Annotated in this window: 21 protein-coding genes; 13 read left to right on the forward strand and 8 right to left on the reverse strand. The window is 71.7% G+C overall.

Features of this window, described 5'->3' with window-relative positions; genetic code table 11:
• Positions 1 to 174: 174 nt before the first annotated feature.
• Positions 175 to 1,125, forward strand: coding sequence for an ROK family protein (locus tag ACIQJT_RS10795; protein ID WP_402641959.1), 951 nt, complete (start codon positions 175 to 177; stop codon positions 1,123 to 1,125).
• An 88-nt stretch (positions 1,126 to 1,213) separates the two neighbouring features.
• Here ACIQJT_RS10795 and ACIQJT_RS10800 read toward each other — a convergent pair whose 3' ends face one another.
• The gene (locus ACIQJT_RS10800; RefSeq protein ID WP_402641962.1) at positions 1,214 to 3,229 is read right to left on the reverse strand and encodes an NPCBM/NEW2 domain-containing protein; all 2,016 of its coding nucleotides are present in this window, start codon (positions 3,227 to 3,229) and stop codon (positions 1,214 to 1,216) included.
• A 151-nt stretch (positions 3,230 to 3,380) separates the two neighbouring features.
• Between ACIQJT_RS10800 and ACIQJT_RS10805 the strand changes: the two genes are divergently transcribed.
• The 7 genes from ACIQJT_RS10805 (at position 3,381) to ACIQJT_RS10835 (ending at position 11,268) form a co-directional block, all read left to right on the forward strand.
• Entirely contained in the window at positions 3,381 to 3,575 is a 195-nt protein-coding gene (locus ACIQJT_RS10805) for a hypothetical protein (protein ID WP_402641965.1), read from the forward strand.
• Positions 3,576 to 3,782: 207 nt separating this feature from the next.
• Complete coding sequence (locus ACIQJT_RS10810) at positions 3,783 to 4,823, forward strand: NUDIX domain-containing protein (RefSeq protein ID WP_402641967.1); 1,041 nt, start codon at positions 3,783 to 3,785, stop codon at positions 4,821 to 4,823.
• A 367-nt stretch (positions 4,824 to 5,190) separates the two neighbouring features.
• A complete protein-coding gene (locus ACIQJT_RS10815) occupies positions 5,191 to 6,219 on the forward strand; it encodes an ABC transporter permease (protein ID WP_402641970.1) in 1,029 nt (342 codons plus the stop codon).
• Between the two features lie 76 nt (positions 6,220 to 6,295).
• Positions 6,296 to 7,963, forward strand: coding sequence for an ABC transporter substrate-binding protein (locus ACIQJT_RS10820; RefSeq protein ID WP_402641972.1), 1,668 nt, complete (start codon positions 6,296 to 6,298; stop codon positions 7,961 to 7,963).
• 87 nt (positions 7,964 to 8,050) lie between these two features.
• On the forward strand, positions 8,051 to 9,043 hold the full coding sequence (locus ACIQJT_RS10825) for an ABC transporter permease (protein ID WP_365448931.1): 993 nt from the start codon (positions 8,051 to 8,053) through the stop codon (positions 9,041 to 9,043).
• Between the two features lie 27 nt (positions 9,044 to 9,070).
• Positions 9,071 to 10,147, forward strand: a complete 1,077-nt coding sequence (locus ACIQJT_RS10830) for an ABC transporter ATP-binding protein (protein WP_365448933.1) — start codon at positions 9,071 to 9,073, stop codon at positions 10,145 to 10,147.
• A 26-nt stretch (positions 10,148 to 10,173) separates the two neighbouring features.
• The gene (locus tag ACIQJT_RS10835) at positions 10,174 to 11,268 is read left to right on the forward strand and encodes an ABC transporter ATP-binding protein (protein WP_402641976.1); all 1,095 of its coding nucleotides are present in this window, start codon (positions 10,174 to 10,176) and stop codon (positions 11,266 to 11,268) included.
• 404 nt (positions 11,269 to 11,672) lie between these two features.
• Here the strand turns inward: ACIQJT_RS10835 and ACIQJT_RS10840 are convergent, their stop codons facing one another.
• Both ACIQJT_RS10840 and ACIQJT_RS10845 read right to left on the reverse strand, forming a co-directional pair.
• A complete protein-coding gene (locus tag ACIQJT_RS10840; RefSeq protein WP_402641978.1) occupies positions 11,673 to 12,380 on the reverse strand; it encodes an MBL fold metallo-hydrolase in 708 nt (235 codons plus the stop codon).
• 65 nt (positions 12,381 to 12,445) lie between these two features.
• Positions 12,446 to 13,801 carry a dipeptidase gene (locus ACIQJT_RS10845; RefSeq protein ID WP_365448939.1) on the reverse strand — a complete coding sequence of 452 codons (1,356 nt, stop codon included), beginning with the start codon at positions 13,799 to 13,801 and terminating at the stop codon, positions 12,446 to 12,448.
• A gap of 133 nt (positions 13,802 to 13,934) precedes the next feature.
• Here ACIQJT_RS10845 and ACIQJT_RS10850 point away from each other — a divergent pair, with 133 nt between their 5' ends.
• The gene (locus ACIQJT_RS10850) at positions 13,935 to 15,221 is read left to right on the forward strand and encodes a geranylgeranyl reductase family protein (protein WP_402641981.1); all 1,287 of its coding nucleotides are present in this window, start codon (positions 13,935 to 13,937) and stop codon (positions 15,219 to 15,221) included.
• Between the two features lie 19 nt (positions 15,222 to 15,240).
• Here ACIQJT_RS10850 and ACIQJT_RS10855 read toward each other — a convergent pair whose 3' ends face one another.
• The gene (locus tag ACIQJT_RS10855) at positions 15,241 to 15,690 is read right to left on the reverse strand and encodes a nitroreductase family deazaflavin-dependent oxidoreductase (protein WP_365448941.1); all 450 of its coding nucleotides are present in this window, start codon (positions 15,688 to 15,690) and stop codon (positions 15,241 to 15,243) included.
• 132 nt (positions 15,691 to 15,822) lie between these two features.
• On the opposite strand from ACIQJT_RS10855, the gene ACIQJT_RS10860 reads away from it, so the two are divergent.
• The 3 genes from ACIQJT_RS10860 to ACIQJT_RS10870 all read left to right on the forward strand — a co-directional run bounded on the left by ACIQJT_RS10860 (position 15,823) and on the right by ACIQJT_RS10870 (position 18,531).
• Positions 15,823 to 16,515, forward strand: coding sequence for a TetR/AcrR family transcriptional regulator (locus ACIQJT_RS10860; RefSeq protein WP_402641984.1), 693 nt, complete (start codon positions 15,823 to 15,825; stop codon positions 16,513 to 16,515).
• Positions 16,516 to 16,630: 115 nt separating this feature from the next.
• On the forward strand, positions 16,631 to 17,869 hold the full coding sequence (locus ACIQJT_RS10865; protein ID WP_402641986.1) for a sensor histidine kinase: 1,239 nt from the start codon (positions 16,631 to 16,633) through the stop codon (positions 17,867 to 17,869).
• The gene (locus tag ACIQJT_RS10870) at positions 17,866 to 18,531 is read left to right on the forward strand and encodes a response regulator (protein WP_402641989.1); all 666 of its coding nucleotides are present in this window, start codon (positions 17,866 to 17,868) and stop codon (positions 18,529 to 18,531) included. Before ACIQJT_RS10865 ends, ACIQJT_RS10870 begins: the two co-directional genes overlap by 4 nt.
• Here ACIQJT_RS10870 and ACIQJT_RS10875 read toward each other — a convergent pair.
• A complete protein-coding gene (locus ACIQJT_RS10875) occupies positions 18,492 to 18,779 on the reverse strand; it encodes a DUF6332 family protein (protein ID WP_053851378.1) in 288 nt (95 codons plus the stop codon). The two genes, ACIQJT_RS10870 and ACIQJT_RS10875, sit on opposite strands and share 40 nt — an antisense overlap.
• Before the next feature lie 74 nt (positions 18,780 to 18,853).
• Positions 18,854 to 20,341, reverse strand: a complete 1,488-nt coding sequence (locus ACIQJT_RS10880; RefSeq protein ID WP_402641993.1) for an MFS transporter — start codon at positions 20,339 to 20,341, stop codon at positions 18,854 to 18,856.
• A gap of 86 nt (positions 20,342 to 20,427) precedes the next feature.
• Here ACIQJT_RS10880 and ACIQJT_RS10885 point away from each other — a divergent pair, with 86 nt between their 5' ends.
• Positions 20,428 to 20,811 carry a MarR family transcriptional regulator gene (locus ACIQJT_RS10885; protein ID WP_365448951.1) on the forward strand — a complete coding sequence of 128 codons (384 nt, stop codon included), beginning with the start codon at positions 20,428 to 20,430 and terminating at the stop codon, positions 20,809 to 20,811.
• On the opposite strand, the gene ACIQJT_RS10890 is transcribed toward ACIQJT_RS10885, so the two are convergent.
• Together ACIQJT_RS10890 and ACIQJT_RS10895 are read right to left on the reverse strand one after the other, a co-directional pair.
• Entirely contained in the window at positions 20,808 to 21,542 is a 735-nt protein-coding gene (locus tag ACIQJT_RS10890; protein WP_402641996.1) for a maleylpyruvate isomerase family mycothiol-dependent enzyme, read from the reverse strand. The two genes, ACIQJT_RS10885 and ACIQJT_RS10890, sit on opposite strands and share 4 nt — an antisense overlap.
• 161 nt (positions 21,543 to 21,703) lie before the next feature.
• Positions 21,704 to 22,648 carry a LysR family transcriptional regulator gene (locus ACIQJT_RS10895; protein WP_402641999.1) on the reverse strand — a complete coding sequence of 315 codons (945 nt, stop codon included), beginning with the start codon at positions 22,646 to 22,648 and terminating at the stop codon, positions 21,704 to 21,706.
• Positions 22,649 to 22,665: the final 17 nt, after the last annotated feature.

Raw genomic sequence — 22,665 nt, forward strand, 5'->3', positions numbered from 1 at the left:
CGTCGACGGGGATGCGGCGGTCCATGATTTTGTATGAGGATGTGGCGTCGAGCATAGAGCCTGGACAACGTTGTCAGATGCGGGAGACACTGTCCACCGCAATCTGTCGGCCAGCGCCCCACCGCGACACCGGCCTGTCCATTCCTCAAGGTTGAACGGGGAGAACTGACACTGATGCACACCGACCTCGTGGCTGCGCTCGACATCGGCGGCACCAAGATCGCCGGAGCGCTGGTGGACGGCCACGGCCGGATCCTGCTCCGCGCCCAGCGCGCCACGCCGGCGCAGGAGGACGGCGAGAGCGTGATGCGCGCCGTCGAGGAGACCCTCGGCGAGCTCACGGACTCGCCGCTGTGGGCACGCGCGGGCGCCCTCGGGATCGGCAGCGCGGGCCCGGTGGACGCCTCCACCGGCACCGTGAGCCCGGTGAACGTACCGGGCTGGCGCGACTACCCGCTGGTCCGCAGGGTCCGGGAGGCGGCCGGCGGGCTCCCCGTGGAGCTGATCGGCGACGGTGTGGCCATCACGGCGGCCGAGCACTGGCAAGGTGCCGCGCGCGGACACGACAACGCGCTCTGCATGGTCGTGTCCACCGGGGTCGGGGGCGGTCTGGTGCTGAACGGCGAGCTGCACGCCGGGCCCACCGGCAACGCGGGCCACATCGGTCACATCAGCGTGGACCTCGACGGCGACCCGTGCCCGTGCGGCGCGCGCGGCTGTGTGGAGCGCATAGCCAGCGGTCCGAACATCGCCCGGCGCGCTCTGGAGAACGGCTGGCGGCCCGGTCCCGACGGCGACACGTCCGCCGCCGCGGTGGCCGCCGCGGCCCGCGGCGGCGACCCGGTCGCCGTGGCCTCCTTCGCCCGGGCGGCCCAGGCGCTGGCCGCCGGGATCGCGGCCACCGCGACCCTGGTGGAGATCGACATCGCGGTCATCGGCGGCGGGGTCGGCAAGGCGGGTGACGTCCTCTTCGAACCGCTGCGCAAGGCGCTGGCCGACTACGCGACCCTGTCCTTCGTCCAGCGCCTGACGATCGTGCCCGCGCAGATGGGCACGGACGCCGGGCTGGTCGGGGCGGCCGCGGCGGCATTGGCGAAGCGGACCGGCACGGCCGCGGTGGTCTGACGGCCGGGGCCGACCAGGGGCGAGAGAAACGTTCACGCGGCGGCCGGCTCCGACGACGGGCCCGGCCGCCGCGTGCGTACGGCGGCTCTCAGCAGCTCAACTGCGCGTCGCCCCAGTCGGCGTGGTCCGAGTCGATGCCGTCGCCGCCGTCGGTGACGACCAGCCGGACCACCTGGGCGCCGGTGACGTCCGCGGTGAGCGGCCGGGCCGGCATGGCGTTGGTCAGCACGCCGGTGGACGCCACCTTGGTGCCGTCCGCCCATACCTCGAAGGCGACCGTGCCGTTCGCGCCCTTCTCGTCGTCCACGCCGACCTGCGCGGTGACCGTCTCGCAGGCCGCGCCCGTGTAGTACTCGACGGAGCTCTCCGCGTGCACCCCGAGCCCCTTGGCGTACACCACTCCGCCGATGGTGATCGGGTGACCGTCGCCCGCGGCGCTCTCCCCGTTGCTGGTGTTGCGTTCGGCGGGCCCGTAGCCGTTGGCGGCCGACAGCCACGGCAGGTCACCGAGGCCGGAGGTACCCGAGGGCGGCGGGACCACCACGGTCGCGCCGAAGGGCAGGACGCTGTCGGACCGGACACCGGTCGGCGAGCGGTAACTCGCCCTGAGCGTCAGGTCGTACGACCCCGTCGGCGTCCCCGGCGGAGCGGTGACCGACCAACTCGTGCGCAGCGAACGGCCGGTGGGCAGGATCGCGGCGGAGGTCGGCGACGTCGCCCGCACCGTCCAGCCCGCGGGGCCCGTCAGCCGTACGGAGACCTGCCCGGCCGGGGTGCGGCCCAGGTCGGTCACCGCCGTCGTCAGCGCGGCGGGCCGGCCCGCCTGCACCAAGGTGTCGCCGCCCAGGCCGAGTTCGACGGCGGGCGGGTACTGCTGCCACCTGCGGTCGACGGAGACCCGTACGAGGACCGTTCCGTGCGCGGGGACGGTCGCCGAGATCGTGCCCGCGGTGTTGTGGGTCCGGTGCCGCCACAGGTCGCGCAGGGTGTACGCGTCCGCGCCGGGCAGGCCGACGGCCGCGGCGGTGGTGGCGATGCGCTGGGGGCTGCCCGACTCGTTGAACAGGGCGACGGTACGGCTGCCGTCCTGCATCTCCTTGGCGACGACCCAGCGCCCGCCCTCGGACGAGACCACGGCGCCCTGCTTGCCCAGCGGGTCCTGGTCGACGGCGATGACCTCCTTGTTCGAGAGGATCTCGAAGGTCTCCGCGGAGGCCGAGCGCAGGTCGGTGCCGATGAGCAGGGGGGCGGCCATGACCGACCACATTGAGAAGTGCGAGCGGTACTCGGTGTCCGTCATACCGCCGTTGCCGACCTCCAGCATGTCCGGGTCGTTCCAGTGGCCGGGGCCCGCGTGGGGCGCCAGCGGCAGGTTCTGCTTGAGGATCGACAGCATCGAGCCCCAGGTGTCGCTGATGTCGCCGGTGGTGCGCCACAGGTGACCGACGTCCGAGGCCCACTCCCAGGGCTTGTTCTCGCCCCAATCGCAGATGCTGTAGACGATCGGTCTGCCGGTCGCCCTGAGCGCGTCGCGCATGGTCGTGTAGCGCAGTCTGGCGTCCACGCCCTGGTTGTTGCAGTTGTCGTACTTGAGGTAGTCGACGCCCCAGTCGGCGAACTGCCGGGCGTCGCTGTACTCGTGGCCCAGCGCGCCCGGGAAACCGGCGCTGTTGCACGTCTTGGTGCCCGCGCTGGTGTAGATGCCGAGCTTGAGCCCCTTGGCGTGCACGTAGTCGGCGACGGCCTTGATGCCGTTCGGGAAGCGGGCCGGGTCCGGGACGAGCTTGCCGTCGGCGTCCCGGTCCGGCAGGGCCCAGCAGTCGTCGAGGTTGACGTACTGGTATCCGGCGTCCTTGAGGCCCTTGTCGACGAAGATGTCCGCGATCCCCTTGACCATGGACTCGTCGAACTCGGCCCGGCAGTGGGTGGAGTTCCAGTTGTTGAAGCCCATGGGTGGGGTGAGGGCGAGTCCGTCGGCCAGGGCGGGCGGGTCGGCCGACGGCTCGTCGGCGACGGCGTGGGCCGCCCCGGGCACCGCGAGCAGCAGCACTGTGAGTGCGGCGACCGTCCTTCGGCGGGTGGTGCGGGTGTGAAGGTGACGCATCGTTACGTTCCTCCGAACCAGCTGAAGGTGCTGACGCCATGTACGCGTCATGTTATGAGCGTTTACGTTAGGACGTGTTGGACTGTGGTGGAAGGGAGCGGTCGCGGATACGGCAGCGTGACCCAATCGGTCCGGTGCCGTTGATCAGGCCATGAAGAAGCGCAGCATGCTCGCCATCGCCTCCCTCGCCACCGGCTTCGTCGTCGCGGCGGTCACTCCCTCGCACGCCCTGGGCGAGGAACTCGATCACCTCGACGTCGACAAGACCCTCAGCACCCTCGACCACACCGTCTCCGGCGAGAGCCTGGAAGGCGTGGGCGGGACCGCCCTCGGCCAGGGGGACTGACGGGGGTCGCACGCAGGGGGTGGCCTGGGGCCGGGACGCGAAGTCGGGCCGTTTCCGGACGTCAGGTACCCGAACAGCATGAGCGGCACCGGGGTCCCTCCACCGAGGGGCCCCGGTGCCGCGTTCGTGCGCCCTCATCTGCGGCTGGTTTCCGTGGCAGGGTGGAACGGGCAAGCCACAGGGGGCCAAACAGAAGAGGGGGAGTCCGTGATCGTCTGGATCAACGGCGCGTTCGGTGCGGGGAAGACCACCACCGCACGGGAACTGATCGAACTGATCCCGAACAGCACGCTCTTCGACCCCGAGGACATCGGCGCGGCGGTCGTGCGTCTCCTGCCGCCCAAGCACCTCGCCGAGGTCGGCGACTTCCAGGACCTGCCGATCTGGCGGCGCCTGGTGATCGACACGGCGGCGGCGATGCTCGCCGAGCTCGGCGGGACCCTCGTGGTCCCGATGACCCTGCTGCGCCAGGAGTACCGCGACGAGATCTTCGGCGGGCTCGCCGCCCGTCGGATCACGGTCCGGCACGTTCTCCTCGCACCGGCGGAAACGATCCTGCGTGAACGAATAGCCGGGCGGGAGGCCCCGCCGACCCTGCCGCTCGGCCAGATGAGCCAGGGACACTGGGCGTACGACCACATCGAGCCCTACCGGGCCGCCCTCGCCTCCTGGCTCACCGCCGACGCCCATCCGATCGACACCAGCGCGCTCACCCCGTACGAGACGGCCGCCCGGATCGCCCAGGACCTCGCCGCCGGGACCGTGCCCGAGTGCGACATCGTGCAGACCCCGGAACCCACCGCCGAGACCGTGGCCGCCGGGGTCCTCCTCTTCGACGAGCAGGACCGGGTGCTGCTCGTCGACCCCACCTACAAGGCCGGCTGGGAGTTCCCCGGCGGTGTCGTCGAGCCCGGCGAGGCACCCGCGCGGGCCGGGATGCGCGAGGTCACCGAGGAGACCGGCATCCGACTGGACGACGTGCCACGGCTCCTCGTCGTCGACTGGGAACCGCCCGTGCCTCCCGGATACGGCGGACTGCGCCTCCTCTTCGACGGCGGCCGGCTCGACTCCACCCGGGCGGAGGCGGTGCTGCTCCCGGGCCCGGAGCTGCGCGGCTGGTGTTTCGCCAGTGAGGAGGAGGCCGCGGAGCTGCTGCCGCCGGTGCGCTACGAGCGGCTGCGGTGGGCGCTGCGGGCCCGGGAGCGCGGGGCGGCGCTGTACCTGGAAGCCGGGGTTCCGATCGGCTGACACGCGTATGGGCCCCGTCGGTGCGCACCGCCGACGGGGCTTCGCCATGTGCGCGGCATGTTCGAGGCAGGCAAGCGGAGTGCGAGAGCACGCCAAGGGAATCGTCGCGACACCTCCATGCCAGAGCTAACGAAACGTCCCGCCCTCGTCAACTCTTGGCAAGGAGCGCAAACAATCCCCTTTCCGGTCATTTTCCGCCTTGACCGGCCTCTCGACGGGTTGCGACAGTCCGCTCAGTCTCACGGCGCCGACAACGGCCGGCGACCGACGCCCTTCCCCCAGGGAAAAGCCCCATGACGAGACCCCGTCCGCCGGCGACGGCCACGACACCGCGCCGGCCCCAGCACATACCCGGGACGTCCGCACCATGACGACGCAACAGCAGCCGATGCCCGCCGACACCGGCACCACGCAAGCCGGTGAACCGACTGCGCCACCGCGGAGCGACAGCACGGTCATCGCCGGGCGCTCACCTGCCCGGATGGCCTGGCGGCGCATCAGACGGGACAAGGTCACCCTGGCCGCGTTCGTGATCACCGTGCTCTTCATCCTGATCGCACTGCTGGCCCCGGTCCTGACGGCGGTCACCGGCTGGGGGCCCATCACCCCCGACGGCCGGGCGATCGACCCGGACACCGGCAACTTCCCGCGCGGGGCCCTGGGCGGCCTCAGCCTCACCCACCTCCTCGGGGTCGAACCGGGCACGGGATACGACCTGTTCGCGCGGATCGTCTACGGCCTGCGCACCTCGCTGTTCGTCGGCTTCGCCTCGGCCGTGCTGTCCACCGTCGTCGGCGTGGTGGCCGGTCTCGCCGCGGGCTACTCCGGCGGCTGGGTCGACTCCGTGCTGTCACGGATCATGGACGTGATGCTGGCGTTCCCGCAGTTGCTGTTCATCATCGCGCTGACCCCGGTCATCCAGAACGCGATGCAGACCAACAGCCACGGCGGCACCGACGAGAACCTCCGGCTGCTCGTCCTCGTCCTGAACATCGCGGTGTTCGCCTGGGCCTACACCGCCCGCCTGGTGCGCGGACAGGTCCTGTCGCTGCGCGAGCGGGAGTTCGTCGACGCCGCGCGGATCATGAGCGCCGGGAAGTGGCACATCCTCTTCCGGCAGCTGCTGCCGAACCTGTGGGCGCCGGTCCTGATCTCCTTCGCGCTGGCGGTCCCGCAGAACATCACCACCGAGGCGGCCCTGTCCTACCTCGGCGTGGGCGTCATCCCGCCCAACCCGGACTGGGGAGCGCTCCTTTCGGACGCCTCGCAGTTCTTCCTCCAGGACCCGATGTACCTGTTCGTGCCCGGCGTCCTGCTGCTGATGCTCGTCCTGGCGCTGAACCTCCTCGGCGACGGCGTCCGGGACGCCCTGGACCCCCGCGCGGCCCGCGGCTGACGCGGTCCCCTCAACACCGGCGCGAACGGCCCCCCTTGGGCCTGCGCCGAGCCGTACAAGAACGGAGTGTTACCTCATGACGCGCAGAAGGCGCTCGATCGCGCTCGCGGCCACCGCCGTGGCGATCGCCCTGGGGGCCACCGCATGCGGGGGCTCCTCCGGCACCACCGGGAGCGGCTCCCCGACCAGGGGCGGCACGCTGACCGTCCTGGACCACGCCGACTTCGACCACCTCGACCCCCAGCGCGTCTACACGACCGAGGGTTCGAGCATGGACCAGGAGCTCGTGCGCACGCTGACCGGCTGGGACGAGACCGGCTCCCGGCCGAAGCTGGTCGGTGACCTCGCCACCGACACCGGCACGCCCAGCAAGGGCGACACGGTGTGGACCTTCCACCTGCGCAAGGGCGTCACCTGGCAGGACGGCAAGGCGGTCACCGCGCAGGACGTCAAGTACGGCGTCGAGCGGTTCTTCTCGCCCGACATCAACGGCGGCCCGCCGTACGCCAGTCAGTGGCTGGTCGGCGGCTCCTCCTACAAGGGGCCCTACTCGGGCAAGGAGCTCGCCTCCGTCCAGACCCCGGACGCGTCCACGATCGTGTTCCACCTCGACCAGCCCGTCACGGACTTCAACCAGGCGACCGCCATGCCCGGCTGGTCGGCGGTGCCCAAGGCCCACGACACCGGGTCCACGTACGACACGCACGTGTGGTCGGACGGGCCCTACATGATCAAGTCGTACGCGAAGAACAAGGAGCTCGTCCTCACCCGGAACACCGCCTGGAAGCAGTCGACCGACCCGATCCGGCAGCAGAACGTCAACGAGATCGACGTGAAGCTCGGGCAGGACCAGTCGGCCATCGACCAGCAGATCAAGTCCGACGCCGGCAGCGCCCAGACCTCGATCATGCAGTGGCCGATCGCGGGCTCGGACCTGACGACGATCTCCCAGGACCCGTCCCTGAAGTCGCGGCTCTACGACATCCCGGCCCCCGGCATCAACTACCTCGCCGTCAACACCACCCGGGTCAAGGACCTGAAGGTCCGTCAGGCCATCGAGTACGCCATCGACAAGACCACCGTCCGCGGCGCGTTCGGCGGTGCGGCCTACGGCGACTACGCGAGCACCATGCTCAGCCCCGGCATCGGCGGCTACAAGAAGTTCGACCTCTACAGCACCGACCCCGCCGGTGACCTCACCAAGGCGCGGGCGTTGATGAAGCAGGCCGGCAACCCCAAGCTCACCATGTCGCTGGCGGTCGAGAACACCACGACCGAGGAGCACTTCGCCGACGCCGTGAAGACCTCCCTCGGCAGGATCGGCATCACCGTGAACATCACGCCGATCGACGCGGCGAACTACTTCAGCACCATCGACAACGTGAAGAACCAGTACGACCTCACCTGGGGCGACTGGATCGCGGACTGGCCCAACGCCTCCACCGTGCTGCCCGTGCTCTTCGACGGACGGCAGATCGCGAAGCTGCCCCAGTCCAACCAGGACCTGTCCTACCTCGACGACCCCGCGGCTAACGCGCAGATCGACAAGATCGCCAAGATGACCGACATCAAGCAGGCCGACGCCGCCTACGGCGCCCTGGACGAGCAGATCATGAAGGACGCCGCCGTGGTCCCGCTGATGTACATGAACTTCAGCGAACTGGCGGGCTCCAAGGTAGGCGGGGTCATCTCGGACCCCATCCTCGCCGAGCCCAGCCTGGTCCACGCGTACGTCAAGAGCTGACCGTCACGCGCTGACGCATCCCTCCCGGTCCCGCCGGCGGCCCCGGCCGGCGGGCACACCCCCTCTCACGTCAGGGTCCAGCACGACATGCTTCGTTACCTCATCCGGCGCCTGCTGGCAGCGGCGGCGATCCTGCTGGTGATCACCGTGATCACCTTCGTGATCTTCTTCGCGCTGCCGTCCGACCCCGCGCTCCTGGCCTGCGGCAAGACCTGCTCGCCCTCCCGGCTGGCCGAGATCAAGCATTCGCTCGGGCTCGACCAGAGCTTCCTGAAGCAGTTCTGGGAGTTCTTCAAGGGACTCTTCGCCGGGCGGGACTTCGGGGACCAGAGCGTACGCGTGCACTGCGGCGCGCCCTGCCTCGGCATCTCCTTCCAGACCGACACCCCCGTCCTGAGCACCCTGCTGGACGACTTCCCGGCCGACCTCTCGCTGGGACTGGGCGCAGCGGTGTTCTTCCTGGTCCTGGGCGTCGGCCTCGGCACGCTGGCCGCGGTCCGCCGGGGCAGGGCGGCCGACAAGGCGGCCGTGGGACTCGCCCTGCTCGGGGTCTCCGTGCAGATCTACTTCGTCGGCCTGCTGCTGCTCTACCTGTTCGTCGACAAGTGGCAGATCCTGCCCGCCTCCGGCTACACCCCGATCACCCAGGACCCGGGCGCCTGGTTCCAGGGCCTGATCCTGCCGTGGGCCACCCTCGTCATCGTCTACCTCGCCCTGTACACCCGGCTCACCCGCTCCTCCATGCTGGAGGTCTTCGCCGAGGACTACATGCGCACCGCCCGTGCCAAGGGCCTGTCCGGCAACAGAGTCGTCCTCAAGCACGGCCTGCGGGCCGCGATCACCCCGATCCTCACCATCTTCGGCATGGACGTCGGCTCGCTGATCGGCGGCTCCGCGGTCATCACCGAATCGGTGTTCGGCATCAACGGCATCGGCAAGCTCGCGGTCGACTCGGTGCAGAACTCCGACCTGCCGGTCATCCTCGGCACCACGCTCTTCGCGGCCACGTTCGTCGTGCTCGCCAACGTGGTCGTCGACGTGGTCTACGGCCTCGTCGACCCCCGCGTCCGCCTCGCCTGAGCCCCTCGTCGCAGCAAGGAAAACCCCGTGTCCCTCCTGACCTCACCGCAACCGGCGGCCGCCGATCCCGCGGCCGCCCCCTTCCTCGACGTACGGGACCTGCGCGTGCACTTCCCGACCGAGGACGGGATCGTCAAGTCCGTCGACGGCGTCTCCTTCACCCTGGAGAAGGGCAGCACCCTCGGCATCGTCGGCGAGTCCGGCTCGGGGAAGTCGGTCACCTCCCTGGCCCTGCTCGGGCTGCACAAGGGCACCCGTGCCCAGGTCTCCGGCGAGATCCGGCTCGACGGCAGAGAGCTGGTCTCCCTTCCCGAGCACGACATGCGCGCCCTGCGCGGCCGCACCGTCTCCATGATCTTCCAGGACCCGCTGTCCGCACTGCACCCGTACTTCACCGTCGGCGCCCAGATCGCCGAGGCCTACCGGGTCCACCACAAGGTCTCGAAGAAGGAGGCCCGGGACCGTGCCGTGGAGATGCTGAAGCGGGTCGGCATCCCGCAGCCCGAACGCCGGGTGCGGGACTACCCGCACCAGTTCTCCGGGGGCATGCGACAGCGTGCCATGATCGCCATGGCGCTGGTCTGCGACCCGGAACTGCTCATCGCCGACGAGCCGACGACCGCGCTGGACGTCACCGTCCAGGCGCAGATCCTCGACCTGATCCGTGATCTCCAGCAGGAGTTCGGCTCGGCGGTCATCCTCATCACCCACGACCTCGGGGTGGTTGCCGACATCGCCGACGACATCCTGGTGATGTACGGCGGCCGCCGCATCGAGTACGGCACCGTGCACGACGTGCTCAAGGAGCCCCAGCACCCCTACACCTGGGGCTTGTTGGAGTCGATGCCGCAGATCACCGGGGACGTCGGGCGACGGCTGAACCCGATCGCCGGGTCCCCGCCGAGCCTCATCAACCCGCCCGGCGGCTGCGCTTTCCACCCCCGCTGCACCTACAAGGGCTGGGTGCCCGGGGGGCGTTGCGCGGTGGAGCGGCCCGAGCTGGTGCCCGTCCCCGGCACCGGCCGGCATCTCGCCGCCTGCCACCTCACCCCGGAGACCAGGACAGAGATCCGCGACCGTACGGCCTCCGGGGCGACGCAGTGAGGGCGGCGGACGAACAGGAGCACGCGATGAGCACCAGCCGGCCCGTGGCCGCGGACCCCCTCCTCGAAGTCAGCGGCCTCACCAAGCACTTCCCGATCCGGCACGGGATCGTTTTCCAGCGGCAGATCGGGGCCGTGCACGCCGTCGACGGCATCGACTTCACGGTCGGCGCCGGGCAGTCGCTCGGCCTGGTCGGGGAGTCCGGCTGCGGCAAGTCGACGACCGGCCGGCTGGTGACCCGGCTGCTGGAACCCACGGCCGGGAAGGTGGTGTTCGACGGCGAGGACATCACCCACACCCCGGAGAACCGGATGAAGGAGGCCCGCCGCAACCTCCAGATGATCTTCCAGGACCCGTACTCCTCGCTGAACCCCCGGCACACGGTCGGCACGATCGTGGAGACGCCGATGCGGCTCAACGGCATCAACCCGCCGCAGGGGCACAAGAAGCGCGCCCAGGAACTCCTGGAGACGGTCGGGCTCAGCCCTGAGCACTACAACCGCTACCCGAACGAGTTCTCCGGCGGTCAGCGCCAGCGCATCGGGATCGCCCGCGCGCTCGCCCTGCGCCCCAAGCTCATCGTGGCCGACGAACCGGTCTCGGCGCTGGACGTGTCGATCCAGGCGCAGATCGTCAACCTGCTCCAGGACCTCCAGCGGGAGTTCGGCATCGCGTTCGTGTTCATCGCCCACGACCTCGCCGTCGTACGGCACTTCTGCGAGCGGGTCGCGGTGATGTACCTCGGCAAGATCGTCGAGGTCGCGGACCGGGAGACCCTCTACAGCCGTCCTCGGCACCCCTACACCCACGCGCTGCTGTCCGCCGTCCCCGAGGCCGACCCGGACGGCACCCGGCGCCGGGAGCGCATCCGGCTCGCCGGAGACGTGCCCTCACCGGTCGATCCGCCCTCCGGCTGCCGCTTCCGGACCCGCTGCTGGAAGGCGCAGGACAAGTGCGCGAGCGAGGAACCGCCGCTGGTGCGTCTGTCGGGCAACGTCGACGGCCACCTGACCGCCTGTCACTTCCCCGAGGAGCCGAGCGTCGCGGCCCGGGACGAGGACATCGTGCTCGATCCGGCGCTGACGGCTGCTTCCGGGGACAGTGCGGCCACCTCGGCGTGAGGCCAGGGAGTGAGCCTGCTCTCCTGTTCCAGACGGCGGTTGCAGTCACCGACGAGGGCTGCCAGTCGGGCATGACGTGAGACGAGCGCGGCGGCGGCCTCGGGGACTCCCTCGGGGCGCCTGCCGTCGGCACAGGCCCGGCGTCGTCCGAGCGGAGCCGCTGGTGGAGCCAGTCGTGGACGGTGGCCTGCTGCGGCGGCGGCCGTGAACGCATCGAGGGCTTGCGCAGCGCGTCCGCGAGCATCGCACTGCTTCTAGAGCACCAGCTGCACACCGGTGCGTTCCGCGTTGACGAGCTCCGCGGGAAGCGACCGCCGCGCCTCGGGCAACACGCGCCAGTGGTGCAGCAGCGGGAATCCCGGGAAGCGGCCGGCGCGCACCCAGTTCGGCGAGCTCGCGGTCGCTCAGGAGGGCGAGGGCGGTGGCGGTGTCGGCGTGGTCGTTGAGTCGCTCGGGGGAGACCATGACCCCATGATCGGTCCCCCGTGGCCGCAGCAGGTGATGCGGGCACCGACGGCCGCCAACCTCGCGAAGGAGCGCAGGGTTCCGGCCCGGTCGACGTTGAACACCCCCGGTATCACCCGGCCGTCCACCGGGGACGTGGCCACCGCGTCCCCGGTGAACAGCACCCCGTGGGTGGGGAGATGGAGCGCGATGCTGCCGGGTGTGTGGCCGGGGACGTGAAGGACCCGCGCGCCGCCGCCGACGTCGAGCGGATCGCCCGCGGACAGCTCCGTGACCTTCGACGGTCGCTCGAACCCGCCCTGCGGCAGGTGTCGCAGGGCTTCCGCGTGCAGAGGACGCTCCCAGTCCTCGAACACCGGGGACGGGCCCGGGACTTCGCCGCGTACGGCAGGGGCGTCCGACCGGTGCGCCAGCACCTCGGCGCCCGTCATGGCGGCCAACTCGGCCGCCCCGCCCACGTGGTCCTCGTGGAAGTGGGTGAGCACGATCCGCCGCAGGCGCCCGGGGAGGCGGGCGGCGATCGGGGCCGCGGAACCCGGCGGACCGGCGTCGATCAGGGTCAACTCGTCGTCGTCGCGCCAGAGGTAGGCCTGGCCGACCGGGAAGCGCAGGAGGTGGAGACGGGGGAGGATCTCGATGACGTCCATGGGACGACCGTAGAAAGGCCCCCGTCCGGGGACGAGGGCCTTCTGCCGACAGCAGAGCCGTCGGATCAGCTCGCCGCGTAGTTGCGCAGGAACAGGGCCTCCGCCACCGACAGGCGCTCCAGCTCCTCCGGGGAGACGCTCTCGTTCACGGCGTGGATCTGGGCCTCCGGCTCACTGAGGCCGATGAGGAGGATCTCGGCGTGCGGGTAGAGCGACGCGAGGGTGTTGCACAGAGGGATGGAGCCGCCCTGGCCCGCGTACTGCATCTCCTGGCCCGGGTAGGCCACCGCCATCGCGTCGGCCATCGCCGCGTACGCCGGGCTGGTGGTGTCCGCACGGAACGGCTGGCCCTGGCCGATCTGCTCGGTGCGCACCCGCGCGCCCCACGGAGTGTGCCGCTCCAGGTGCGCCTGGAGCAGCTTGGTGGCCTCGGCGGCGTCGATGCCCGGCGGCACGCGCAGGCTGACCAGCGCGCGGGCGCTGGCCTGCACCGACGGGGTGGCGCCGACGACCGGCGGGCAGTCGATGCCGAGGACGGTGACGGCCGGGCGGGCCCAGATGCGGTCGGCGACGGTGCCGTCGCCGATCAGCTCGACGCCGTCCAGGACCTTGGCGTCCGCCCGGAACTGCTCCTCGTCGTACTGGAGGCCGTCCCAGGAGGCGTCCGGCGTGAGCCCGTCGATCCTCGTCGTGCCGTCCTTCCCGCGCATCGAGTCCAGGACGCGGATCAGCGCGGCCAGCGCGTCCGGGGCGGCGCCGCCGAACTGGCCCGAGTGCAGGTTGCCCGCGAGGGTGTCGACCTGGACCCGCAGCATGGTCATGCCGCGCAGGGTGGCGGTGACCGTGGGCAGGCCGACGCGGAAGTTGCCCGCGTCGCCGATGACGACGGTGTCCGCCTCCAGGAGCGCGGGATGCGCCTCGGCGTACCGCTCCAGGCCGCCGGTGCCCTGCTCCTCCGAGCCCTCGGCTATGAACTTGACGTGGACCGGCACTCCGCCGTTCGCCTTCAGGGCGCGCAGCGCGAGCAGGTGCATGATCACACCGCCCTTGCAGTCCGCGGCCCCGCGCCCGTACCAGCGGCCGTCGCGCTCGGTGAGCTCGAAGGGCGGGGTCGTCCAGCCGGCCTCGTCCAGCGGCGGCTGCACGTCGTAGTGGGCGTACAGCAGGACGGTCTTGGCGCCCTCGGGGCCGGGCAGGTAGCCGTACACCGACTGGGTGCCGTCCGGGGTGTCGAGCAGGGCCACGTCCTGGAACCCCTCGGCGGTGAGCGCGTCCGCGACCCAGCGGGCGGCGGCCTCGCTCTCGCTCCTCGGGAACTGCTCGAAGTCCGCCACCGACTTGAACGCCACCAGTTCGGTGAGCTCCGCCCGTGCCCTCGGCATCAGTGAGGCGACGGTCTCGGCGACCGGATTCGACGACATGGGCACGCTCCTTGTGGGTGCGACGTTGTACCTGTGAGTGCCGTAGATCCTCCCACAGTGGTCTGTGGGCGGGCCCGCCGTAGGATGCGGGAGACAGGTGCGGCATCGGCTTGATCGGGAGCAGCAGACCATCGTGAGCAGCGAGAACTCTTCGGCGGACGGCACTTCGGCGGACGACTCTTCGGCGGACGGCGTGCAGGACGACGCGCAGCGGGTGTGGGACGTCGTCGTGGTGGGCGCGGGCCCCGCGGGCGCCTCGGCCGCCTATGCGGCGGCGGTCGCGGGACGGCGCGTGCTGTTGCTGGAGAAGGCCGAGCTGCCCCGGTACAAGACCTGCGGCGGCGGCATCATCGGCCCCTCGCGGGACTCGCTGCCGCCGGGCTTCGAGCTGCCGTTCCGGGACCGGGTGCACGCGGTCACCTTCTCGAACAACGGCCGCTTCACGCGGACCCGGCGCTCCAAGCAGATGCTGTTCGGGCTGATCAACCGGCCCGAGTTCGACCAGCAGCTGGTCGAGCACGCCCAGAAGGCAGGCGCCGAGCTGCGCACGGGCGTCACCGTGCAGCGCGTCGAGCAGCACGGTTCGGCGGTGCCGGACCGGCGTACGGTCGCGGTGGTCCTCCAGGGCGGCGAGACCCTGCTCGCGCGGGCGGTCGTCGGGGCCGACGGCAGCGCCAGCCGGATAGGCGCGCACGTCGGGGTGAAGCTGGACCAGGTCGACCTCGGTCTGGAGGCGGAGATCCCGGTGCCGGAGACCGTCGCCGAGGACTGGAAGGGACGGGTCCTCATCGACTGGGGGCCGATGCCGGGCAGTTACGGCTGGGTCTTCCCGAAGGGGGACACCCTGACGGTCGGGGTGATCTCGGCGCGCGGCGAGGGCGCGGCCACCAAGCGGTACCTGGAGGACTTCATCGGGCGGCTCGGTCTCGCCGGGTTCGAACCGAGCATCTCCTCGGGGCATCTGACCCGCTGCCGTGCGGACGACTCGCCGCTCTCGCGCGGGCGGGTGCTGGTGTGCGGTGACGCGGCGGGGCTCCTGGAGCCGTGGACCCGCGAGGGCATCTCCTTCGCGCTGCGTTCCGGGCGGCTCGCGGGGGAGTGGGCGGTCAGGATCGCGGAGGCCCACGACGCGGTGGACACCCGGCGCCAGGCGCTGAACTACGCGTTCGCCGTGAAGGCGGGCCTCGGCGTCGAGATGAGCGTCGGCAAGCGGCTGCTGAGCGCGTTCGAGCGCCGGCCCGGCCTGTTCCACGCGGCGCTGACGGGTTTCCGGCCCGCGTGGAACGCGTTCAGGGACATCACCCAGGGCGCCACCTCGCTGGGCGAACTGGTCCGCGGCCGCCCGATGGCCCAGCGGGCGCTGGCCGCGCTGGACCCGCGTCCGGCCGAGCGGGCCGCGGAGGGCGAGGCCACGTCCTGACCGGTGCCTTCCGCGCGGGTCACTTCTCGACCGTGATCCGGAAGACCGGGTGGTCCGGGGCGGCCGCGACGATCTCCTCGTCGGAGGACTTCGCGGTCACGCCCTGGAAGTACTGGTTGACCTCCCAGCCCCACTTCTCCAGGTAGGTCCGCAGGATCGGGAGCTTCTCCGCGTCGGGGAGCTCCACCGCGGTGAACCGCCGCACGCTGCGGCCGACCCGCAGCTCCCCGCCACCGGCGGCGCGCATGTTGCGCACCCACTGGGAGTGGCCGCGCGCCGAGACCAGGTACTGCCCGCCCTCGTACGTGTGCGGGTTGACCGGGATGCGCTGCATCTGCCCGCTCTTGCGGCCGCGCACCGACATCTCCGCCGTACCCGCGAGGCTGAAGCCGTGCCGCGCGAGCCATCCGATGACGCTGTTGAGGCGGACGTTGAGCGGGCTGCCCTTGAGGTAGTAAGGCGACGACATGGTGACCCCCATCGGTTGAGAGAGCGGTGCTCTCGCTTTCGGTGGGATCAGTCTGCACGGTTCGGCGACGCAAAGCAAGAGCGGTGCTCTCGATTGTGTGCACTGCTCTGTTCTTGTGCGAGACTGAGCCGTATGAGCACCGCACAAGGAGCCCGGGCCCGCGCCCGGATCGAAGTCACCGCCGCCATCAAGGACGAGGCGCGCCGGCAGCTCGCGGCGGAGGGCGCGGCGAAGCTCTCGCTGCGGGCCGTGGCCCGTGAGCTCGGCATGGTCTCCTCGGCGCTGTACCGCTACTTCCCGAGCCGCGACGACCTGCTCACCGCACTGATCATCGACGCGTACGACTCCCTCGGGGAGAGCGCGGAACGGGCGCACGAGGCCGTCGCGCAGGCGGCCCCGCTGGAGCGCTGGGTCGCGGTGTGCGAGGCGGTCCGCCGCTGGTCGCTCGACCATCCGCACGAGTACGCCCTGATCTACGGCTCTCCCGTCCCCGGTTACACCGCGCCCCAGACCACCGTTCCGCCCGCCGCCCGGGTCGGCCTCCTCCTGGTCGGCATCGTCCGCGACGCCGACCACGGCCCGGAGGGCCTGGCGGAGCTGCCGCCGGTCCCCGAGGACCTGCGCGCCGAGGCCGAGCGCATCGCCACCGACCTCGCGCCCGACCTTCCCTCCCCGGTGGTGGCGGCCCTGGTGGTGGCCTGGGCCCAGCTCTTCGGCCTGGTCGGCTTCGAACTCTTCGGCCAGTTCAACCGGGTGGTCGAGGAGCGCGAGCCGTTCTTCCGGCACGCGGTGCGGCAGTCGGGGCGGGGCGTCGGGCTGCGATAGGCGCGCGGGGGCCGCAGGGCACCGGTTCCGCCGTCGTCGTACTCCGCCGGGAGTAGGCGTGATCACCACGCCCGTGGGACGTCCCGGCCGGGCCCGGCCGTCTAGCGTGGTTGTCATGGACGGTGAGCGGGGCGGGCGCGGCGCAGGCCGGCCGCGGTGGCGGTGGCACGGGCCGCCGTGGTGGCGGAGTGCCGACGGCGACGTACGGGGTGCCCGGTGGCCGTGGCCGTCCACCCTGCTCCTCACGTTCTTCGTGCTCGGGGGATCCAACTACGCGGCCCACCAGCAGGCCGGCGAGCGGGCCGAGCTCGACCTGTTCGCTCGGGCGCTGCTGGTGGCCGGCTGCGGGCTGCTGCTGTGGCGGCACCGGCGGCCGGTGCTCGTCGTCTTCGGTACGGCGGCTGCGGCGATGCTCTACCTCGGCGCCGGGTATCCCTACGGGCCCGTGTTCCTCAGCGTCGCCCTGGCCTGCTTCAGCGCCGTGGTGGCCGGACACCGCAGGGCCGCCTGGACCGCGCTCGGGATGCTGTGGGCCGGGCACGTTCTGGTGGCCCACTGGCTCTACCGGTGGCTGCCGCCGTCCGGGGACTCCGCCGCACCCTGGGGGCAGGAGGGCGTGATCGCCGCCTGGGTCGTCGCCATCGTCGCCGTCTCGGAGCTGGCCCGGACCCGCCGCGAGCAGTGGGCTCGGGAACGCGCCGAGCGGGCCCGGACCGCGCAGCGCCGCGCCGACGCGGAGCGACTGCGGATCGCCCGCGAACTGCACGACGTCCTCGCGCACAGCATCTCCGTCATCAACGTCCAGGCCGGGGTCGGTCTCGCCCTCCTCGACACCGACCCCGACCAGGCGCGCACCGCGCTGACCACCATCAAAGCCGCCAGCAAGGAGGCGCTCGGCGAGGTCCGCCAGGTGCTCGACACCCTGCGCACCCCCGGGGACGCGCCGCGCGCCCCCGCGCCGGGCCTCGACCGGCTGCCCGAGCTGGTGTCCCAGGCGGCCGGCGCGGGCCTCACGGTCGAGGTGGCGGGCACGGCGCCGACCCTGCCGCCCGGCGCGGACCTCGCCGCCTTCCGGATCGTGCAGGAGGCGCTCACCAACGTCGTACGGCACTCGGGCTCGCGGCACGCGCGCGTGCGGCTCGATCACGACGCGGACGCGCTACGGCTCCGTATCGACGACGACGGACCCGCGACCGGCGCGGACGCGGGCGGCAGCGGCAACGGCCTGGCCGGAATGCGGGAGCGGGCCGCGGCCCTCGGTGGCACGATCGAGGCGGGCCCGCGCCCCGAGGGCGGGTTCCGGGTGCTCGCCGTACTGCCGCTCAAGGTGAAGGCCAAGGAGGACGACCGGTGATCCGCGTACTGCTCGCCGACGACCAGTCGCTCGTGCGGGCCGGTTTCCGGGCCCTGCTCGACGCGCAGCCGGACATCGAGGTGGCCGGGGAGGCCTCCGACGGCGAGGAGGCGGTGCGCGAGGTGCGCGAACTGCGGCCGGACATCGTCCTGATGGACATTCGCATGCCGCTCCTCGACGGACTTGCCGCGACCCGGCGCATCACCGAGGACACCGCCCTGCGGGACGTCAAGGTGGTCATGCTCACCACCTTCGAGCTCGACGAGTACGTCTTCGAGGCGATCCGCTCCGGTGCCTCCGGTTTCCTGGTCAAGGACACCGACCCCGAGGAACTGCTGCGTGCCGTGAGGGCGGTGGTCGACGGTGACGCGCTCCTGTCGCCGGGCGTGACCCGCCGTCTCATCGCCGAGTTCGCGGCCCGCTCCAAGGAGCCCGCGGCCGCGGACGTCCTCGCCGGACTCACCGAGCGGGAACGGGAGGTGATGGCCCTGGTCGGCATCGGGCTGTCCAACGAGGAGATCGCCCGGCGCCTGGTCGTCAGCCCGCTCACCGCCAAGACCCACGTCAGCCGCACGATGGTCAAGCTCGGCGCCCGGGACCGCGCCCAACTGGTGGTGCTGGCCTACGAGTCGGGGTTGGTGCGACCCGGCTGGCTGGGCTGAGGACGCTCCCGCCGGAAGCGCACCAGCACGCTGACCACCCGGGCGACGAAGACCACGGGAGCGATCGCCAGCCCGGCGCGGAGCAGCAACTTCTCGACGGTGTCCGGCAGTTCGAACAACAGCGCCGGTCCCGCCACCGCCCCGAACAGCACCGCCGCCGCGAACAGCGCACTGCACAGCGCGTATCCGGTCTCGACGGTGACCGCGTCCCGCTCCGCCTGGTTCCGGCGTCCCCCGTACGTCTCCATCCTCCGAGTCTCACAGCCGTGCGCCCGGCGGAGCAAGCGGGCTCCGCCGGGCACACGGTGTCGGAGGCGTCCCCCTAGTCGCGTACGGCGACGCGCTCCGCCTCCCGCGCGGTGGACTTGGCGACGACGACGGACTGCTGCGGCCGACGCGGGGTGCGTGCTCCCGTGAGGGTGATCAGCAGCCCGGCCGCGGCGATCGCGGTGACCACGATCAGGCCGGGGCGGTAGCTGTCGAGGACGGCCTGCGGAGTGGCGTTCTCGGGTGCGCCCGCGGTCACCACGGCGGTCACGACGGCCAGGAAGATCGCGCCGCCGACCTGCACCGAGGTGTTGAGCAGCCCGGAGACCATGCCCTGCTCGTGGTCCTCGACCCCGTTGGTGGCCTGGATGTTGAGCGAGGGGAAGACCAGCGCACACGCGGCGCCGATGAGCAGCATGGACGGCAGGATCGCGGCCGCGTACACGGGGTTGAGGTCGATCCCCAGGAAGAGCGCGTACCCGACGACCATCAGCGCGAAGCCCGCCGGGATCAGCCGGTGGGTTCCGAACCGGTCCACGATCGAGCCGACCTTGGTCGAGGACACCGCCACCAGCGCGCCCGCGGGCAGGAAGGCGAGCGCGGTGTGCAGCGCCGACCAGCCGAGCAGCGACTGCATGTACAGCGTCACGAGGAACTGGAAGCCGACGTAGGAGCCGAAGAAGGCCATGGCGCCCAGTTGGGCCCGGATCTGGGTGCCGGAGCGCAGCACGCCGAGCCGGATCAGCGGGCCGGGCGAGCGCCGCTCGACCAGGACGAACACGCTCAGCAGGACGGCCACGGCGAGGAAGGACAGCAGCGTGCGGGCCGAGGCCCAGCCGGACTCGGGAGCCTGGACGACGGTGAAGACCAGCAGCAGCATCGAGGCGGTGCCGAGGACGGCGCCGGGGATGTCGTAGCCGTTGTGGTCCTTCTCGCGGGCGCTGCGCGGCAGCAGCTTCAGGCCCGCGATCAGGGCGGCCAGCGCGATGGGCGCGGGCAGCAGCATGGTCAGCCGCCAACTGGCCTCGGTGAGCAGGCCGGACAGCACCAGGCCCATGGAGAAGCCGGTGGCGGCGCAGGTGGTGTAGATGGAGAGCGCGCGGTTGCGCAGCGGGCCCTCCGGGAACGTCGTGGTGATGATGGACAGGCCCGCGGGCGCGGTGAAGGCGGCGCTGAGGCCCTTGATGAAGCGGCTGGCGATCAGCAGCGGGCCCGAGTCGACGAGGCCGCCCAGGAGCGAGGCGACCGCGAAGACGCCGAGGGCCACCAGGAAGACCTGGCGCCGGCCCAGCAGGTCGGCGGCCCGGCCGCCCAGGAGCAGGAGGCCGCCGTAGCCGAGGATGTAGCCGCTGACGATCCATTGCAGCGTCGAGGTGGAAAGGCCCAGGTCGGCGCCGATGGACGGGAGTGCGACGCCGACCATCGACACGTCCAGGGCGTCCAGGAACATCGCGGCGCACAGCACCAGCAGGGTGCCCCAGAGCCTGGGTGTCCAGCGGACCGCCGAGGTCGCGTCCGCGGTCGTGGTGAGCGAAGAGGTCATGCGGAAGACACTACATGCGCATGCATCGAATGCAAGCGCATTTAATTCCGATGCAATAATTCGTCTTCTCTGCTACGGTGCCGCGCATGGTGGCGAAGAGGCCCGAGCAGGCGCTGGCTGAGCAGTGGCGGGACATCCTGGCGCTGCACGCGCGCACGCAGTGCGAACTGGACCGCGCTCTTCAGCAACACGGCCTGTGCGGCAGCGACTTCGAGGTTCTGGACGTCCTGGCGGACGGCGGCTGCGCCTACCGCGTGCAGGAGATCTCCGAGCGGGTCCATCTGAGCCAGAGCGCGCTGTCTCGTCTGATCGCCCGGCTGGAGAAGGACGGACTCGTCGAGCGCGGGATGTGTGCCGAGGACCGGCGGGGCGTCACGGTGTCGCTCACGGCCAAGGGCCGCGCGCTGCACCGTGACGCCCTGCCGGTGCAACGCGCGGTCCTCACCAGGATGTTGGAGACCTCCTCCTAGCCCACGGCCGACTTCTCCCGCCACAGCGCGGCGACCGACGCGTCCCCGGTCACCCGCGGGAAGGGCAGCCTGTTCCACAGCGCCAGGTACAGCCCGGCGGCGGGCCCGGACACCTCGCAGTCGGCGTCCCCCGCCTCGCCGCGCTCGGTGACGGGCGGCTCCCCGGTCAGGCGTACGGTCCACACGGCGCCGTCCGTGTCGCTCGCCCGCACCCGCAGCACCCGGGGCTCGGCGCTGCGGACCCGGCTCTTCGCGCGGGCGTGGAAACCGCGCAGCAACTCGTCGATGCCGTCGGCCGCGAAGTCCCGGCCGATCTCGTCGGGGGTGCCGCCGCGCGCCGCCTCCGCGTCGAAGCGGTGCACGGTCGTCTCGTGCGCCTGCCGCCGGGCCCAGAAGGCGAGCGGTGCGGGGGCGGGGAGGAAGTGCCAGCAGCGGACGTCGGGCGCGGCGGAACCCAGCGTGTCGACGAGGAGGCGGTGGCCGGTGCGGAACCAGGTCAGCAACTCGGCCCCGTCGAGAGCCGGTTCCTCGCCCATGGGGCGGAAGTCGGGCTCCTCCTCGGCCACGAACGCCGTCGCCCAGCGGTGCACCGTGCCCGTGTGCCGCAGCAGGTCCCGCACCTGCCACCGCGGGCAGGTCGGCACCTTGGCGTCGGTGCCCGCCTGCTCGGCGGCCGACGCGAGCAACTGGCCCTCGTGATCCAGGATCCGGATGAACTCGGCTGTCTCCATGGGAGGAGTGTGCCTGACGGTGGCCGGGGGGTGAGGCGGCGGTTTTGGTCGCTGGGGAGGGTCCGCGGGAGGTGTGGGTGACCGGGCCCGTGCCCGGCTGCCCGCGGACTGGAATTCGGCCTGGCCGTGGATTCGTGGGCGGCCCATCGAACCCCGTCGGGTCACCAGTCGCGGGCCGCTCGTAGGAGGTGGTCGCGGAGCAGTGTCACGTGGGGGTTGCCGGAGGTGCCGGGGCGTTGTACCAGGAAGCCCGTGTTGATGGGTGGGTCGTCGGGGTCGTGGAGCAGGACCAGCGCGCCCGACGCCAGCTCTTCGGCGCACAGGTAGCGGGGGAGCACGGTGAACCCGGCCCCGCCGACCACCGCGGCCTTGACGGCGTTCAGGTCGGGCACGGTGAGGGCGGGCCGGCGTACCAGCCGTCTACCGAAGACGTGCCGCCAGTAGCGGCGCACGATGGGCAGGTCCTCGGCGTAGGCGACGAGCGGGACGCCGTGCAGCGCGGCCGCGAGGTGTTCCGGCGCGCCGAGCCGCCCGGCCCAGGCGGGAGAGGTGACCAGCACGAACTCCTCGTCGTTGAGCGGCACGGCCGTGAGTGTGCGGCCGCGCGGCCGGAACGTGGCGATCACCAGGTCGTGGCGCCCCGCCCGCAGGTCGTCCAGGAGCGGCTCGGTCAGACCCGGCGTCACACGCAGTCGTACCCCTTGGTCCACCAGAGGCGCCAGACCGGGCAGGACGCACCGGGACAGCAGCTCCGCCGGCCCGGCGAGATGCACCGGCTCGACCGGCCCGTCCTCCGCGCTCCCGGCCGGCCCCGCCACCGCGGCCAGCGAGTCCAGGGGCTGCACGATCCGGGCCGCGAGCTCGTCCGCGTACGGCGCCGGGGTCACGCCCCGCGCCCGGCGCTCGAACAGCTCACGGTCCAACTGCCGTTCCAGCGCACGGATCTGGGTGGTCACCGTGGGCTGGGACAGACCGAGGAGACGGGCGGCGGCGGTGAAGGAGCCGGTGCGGTACACGGTCAGGAACGTGCGCAGCAGGTTCAGGTCCAGCGGTGCTCCGACGGTCCGCCCCGGATCCTCGGAGCCATTGGTGTTCCTATCTCTCACATGGACGAGCCTATTGG

Source organism: Streptomyces sp. NPDC091972 (assembly GCF_044756385.1).
Lineage (GTDB): Bacteria > Actinomycetota > Actinomycetes > Streptomycetales > Streptomycetaceae > Streptomyces.